This window comes from Xenorhabdus santafensis (genome assembly GCF_033949405.1).
Lineage (GTDB): Bacteria > Pseudomonadota > Gammaproteobacteria > Enterobacterales > Enterobacteriaceae > Xenorhabdus > Xenorhabdus santafensis.
Window position 1 is genome coordinate 1 of the sequence record NZ_VCDN01000284.1, and the last position, 981, is coordinate 981.

At 32.8% G+C, this 981-nt stretch carries 1 protein-coding gene; it reads left to right on the top strand.

Annotation, left to right across the window (positions count from 1 at the left end):
* Positions 1–464: hypothetical protein (locus tag FE392_RS22510; protein WP_319931910.1), on the top strand; the 464-nt coding region annotated here is incomplete at its 5' end.
* Positions 465–981: the final 517 nt, after the last annotated feature.

Here is a 981-nt window from a genome sequence, read left to right on the forward strand (position 1 = left end):
CCGAAAAAATTGAGGAATTGGAAGAAAAGTATTACGAGGCTGATCGAAAGGCAGATAATGCTGAACTTCAATTCGGTTTACTGGAAAAAGAAGTAGATAAGCTAAAAAAACATCGAACAGAGGCTATTGTATATAAAAGTATCTTGCAAGATACAAACAGAGATATAAAAATTAGTGAACTAGAAAAGAAAGGACGTTTAGTCCTGTTTAATCTAGAAAATGGACATGAACCGAAGAACCAAAAAGAAGGCGAGCAATGGCTTTCTATCTTGGAAGAGAATAAAAAGGCAAAGACAATCCCTCAGAAGCGTCTAGAAACCTTTATAGAACGTTTAAAGGTATTTCTAAATAAAATACTAAGGAAAGGTAGAGAATTCTCTCTAGAGGGCTTACAACGCAAATCAGAGCAGTTAAAACAAACGAGACAGCCAAAAACAAAAAGAGATAGAGGGATGGAGCGTTAAAAAAGGCGATACCGATTGTAACAGGCATCGCCTTTTTGCTCTATTTTTTCATAGATAGAATAAAATTTACGCCTTGTTGGTTGTTTTTGCCCATCCCCCGAAAAATAACATTCGGTAAAAAATGTATTTCTATGACCTATTTTTACATGTATCTCGGCTGAATCTCTTATATGTATAGAAAAAGCTTAATATAAAAAAATAGAATATGTGTCATATGATACCGAACTGAACCTGTAAGAAATCAGGAAGAAGAGATATCTGTGAAAGAAAAAAGAGGCCTCATACACTCTAAAACGGTTGAAATCAGTTTAGAAGATTTTCAAAGGATTTAAAATCCTTGCAAAAACGTTAGAGGCTTTTAAAAAAGAAAATGAGATGTCAGAAAGGCAAAACAATGCGTTGAAAGTAAATAATTATTACTGTTGATTAGTTTTTAAGTGTACTATATTTCTTTATTATGAGTTAACAGCTGTAATAAGTCTGCTATTATCTACAGTTTGATCTTCTATTGTTAAAC